The organism is Stenotrophomonas sp. HMWF003 (genome assembly GCF_003061285.1).
Lineage (GTDB): Bacteria > Pseudomonadota > Gammaproteobacteria > Xanthomonadales > Xanthomonadaceae > Stenotrophomonas > Stenotrophomonas maltophilia_AP.
The window spans coordinates 5561-7981 of record NZ_QAIW01000331.1 but is presented as its reverse complement, the minus strand read 5'-3'; the positions used below and the strand labels follow the sequence as shown (position 1 = coordinate 7981).

General features: G+C 68.0%; 3 protein-coding genes and 1 pseudogene. All 4 read left to right on the top strand.

The features are described from left to right. Positions 1 to 601: pseudogene (locus DBR34_RS23090) on the top strand (DNA internalization-related competence protein ComEC/Rec2); the annotation flags it as partial. 3 nt (positions 602 to 604) lie between these two features. Continuing rightward, positions 605 to 1276 carry a MotA/TolQ/ExbB proton channel family protein gene (locus DBR34_RS13325; protein WP_128097145.1) on the top strand — a complete coding sequence of 224 codons (672 nt, stop codon included), beginning with the start codon at positions 605 to 607 and terminating at the stop codon, positions 1274 to 1276. A 3-nt stretch (positions 1277 to 1279) separates the two neighbouring features. Further along, entirely contained in the window at positions 1280 to 1702 is a 423-nt protein-coding gene (locus DBR34_RS13320; protein ID WP_128097144.1) for a biopolymer transporter ExbD, read from the top strand. Continuing rightward, a partial coding sequence (locus DBR34_RS23085; RefSeq protein ID WP_258223910.1) for an ABC transporter transmembrane domain-containing protein occupies positions 1699 to 2421 on the top strand: 723 nt, incomplete at its 3' end. The genes DBR34_RS13320 and DBR34_RS23085, both read left to right, overlap by 4 nt.

Sequence of the window (2421 nt, the reverse complement as noted above, 5' to 3'; positions counted from 1 at the left end):
GGTCAGGCGCGGGTTCGCGGGTACGCCGCTGCTGGCGCCGCAGGGCGCGCTGCCGGGCATCGACGCCCCCTGCCATGCCGGGCAATCCTGGCGCTGGGACGGGGTCGACTTCCAGGTTCTGCACCCCCGGCCAGGCACGCCCTACCAGGGCAACGAAAGCAGCTGCGTGCTGCGTATCGTGACCGCGCATGGCGCGATCCTGCTGGCAGGCGACATTGGCGCGCGCAGCGAGTCGCAGCTGCTGGAGGCACCCTCCACGCTGCGGGCCGAGCTGGTGGTGGTGCCGCATCATGGCAGTGACGGCTCGTCCAGCGCCCCTTGGGTTGCCGCGGTGGCGCCCAGGCTGGCGATCGTCTCGGCCGGGCATGGCAACCGGTTCCGGCACCCGCGCCCGGCCGTGGTGGCGCGCTGGCAAGGCGTCGGTGCCGAAGTGCTGGGCACCGCCGACAGTGGCGCGCTGCGCGCCTGGCTCGGGCGTGAAGGCCTGCAGGTGCGTGAACAGCGGGTTTTTCAGCCGCGTTGGTGGGATGCCGCGGAGCGGGCGCGGTCGGCTGCTATCCTATCGGCGGTCAAACAAGCGGCTGATGGGCCGGAGGGTTGAAACGTGTGGGAACTGGTCAAGGCCGGTGGCTGGCCAATGGTGCCGCTGCTGCTGTTGGGCGTACTGGCTTTGGCAATTGTCCTGGAGCGTTTCTGGACCTTGCGGCGTAACGAGGTCCTGCCCCCCGGGCTGGGCCAGGAAGTGCGCAACTGGGCCGCGCGCGGCAAGCTCGATCCCAGCCACATCCAGTCGCTGCGCGCCAATTCGCCGCTGGGTGCGCTGCTGGCCGTGGCGCTGGAAGCACGCAACCGCCCGCGCGACCAGATCCGCGAGCGCATCGAGGATGCCGGCCGGCACCTGGTGCACCGTATGGAGCGGTTCCTGAACGCCCTGGGCACGATCGCCTCGGCCGGCCCGCTGCTGGGCCTGCTGGGCACCGTGGTGGGCATGATCCAGATGTTCCTGGGCATCCTCGACCATGGCGTGGGCGATGTGAACCAGCTGGCCGGCGGTATCGGCAAGGCGCTCGTGTGCACCGCCACCGGCATGATCGTGGCGATCCCGGCGCTGATGTTCCATCGCTACTTCAAGGGCCGCATCGGCGGTTACGTGATCGAGATGGAGCAGGAAGCCAGCGCGCTGCTGGATGCGCTGGACGGTCGCCCCGGGGTGATGAACACCGGCGCACGTGCGCCGACCGCGGCGCCGGCCGCACCCGTCACGGCCAAGGGCTGACGGATGCGTATCCGCAATGACCGGGTCCAGGACGAGCCGCACATCGATCTGGTACCGCTGATCGATGTGATCCTCGTGCTGATCATTTTCTTCGTGGTCACCACCACCTTCGACGCGCGCTCGACCCTGCAACTGCAGTTGCCGACCGCCAGCCAGCAGGACAACAGCGAGCCACCGCGTTCGCTCAGCGTGCTGGTCAACGCCGAGGGGCGCTATTTCATCAATGACCAGGAAGTGCTGCGCACCGACGTGGAGTCGGTCAAGCAGACCATCGCCGCCGTGGCCGGCAGCGACCGCGAACAGACGGTGCTGCTGCGTGCCGATGCCCGCACGCCGTACCAGGCCGTTGTCACCGCCCAGGATGCCCTGGGCCAGCTCGGCTTCCGCCGCATCGCCATCGCAACCGCGCCGGAGGTGCGTCCATGAGTAACAAACACGCGCCGATCTGGCCGATCTACAAACGTCTGCTCGGTTACACCCGTGCCTACTGGACCTTCATGGTGGCGGCAGTGATCGCCATGGTCGTCGAGGCGCTGGCCGGCTACCACTTCACCAAGCTGATGGAACCGCTGGTCAACCGCGGCTTCGTCAATCCCGAGCCGCGCATGGCGGTGATCCTGCCGCTGACCATCCTCGGCCTGTTCATGATGCGCAGCCTGGCCACCCTGGTCAGCGATTACGCGCTGGCCCGGACCGGCCGCAGCGTGGTGCGCGACCTGCGTGAACAGGTGCTGGAAAAGTACCTGCATCTGCCGTCGGCGCATTTCGACAGCGAGGCGACGCCGGTGATGGTCAGCCGCCTCAACTACGACACCGAGCAGGTCACCCAGGCCAGTGCCGACGCGCTCAAGACCCTGGTGGCAGACACCCTCACCATCATCGCGATGCTGGTGGTGATGCTGCAGATGAGCGTCAAGGTCACCGTGGCCATGCTGGTGGTGGTGCCGCTGATCGGCGTGATCGTGTCGTTCGTGGGCAAGCGCTACCGCCGCATCAGCCGGGGCATCCAGGACGGCATGGGCAGCATGGCGCAGACCGCCGAGCAGTCACTGGCCGCGCAGCAGGAAGTGAAGGTGCACGGTACCCAGGCGCACGAGATCTCGCGCTACTCGCGCCTGGCCAACCGCATGCTGGGCCTGAACATG

Coding starts and splice junctions, on each gene's coding strand:
- DBR34_RS13320 (WP_128097144.1), top strand. CDS start 1,280: ATGCGTATCCGCAATGACCGGGTCCAGGACGAGCCGCACATCGATCTG.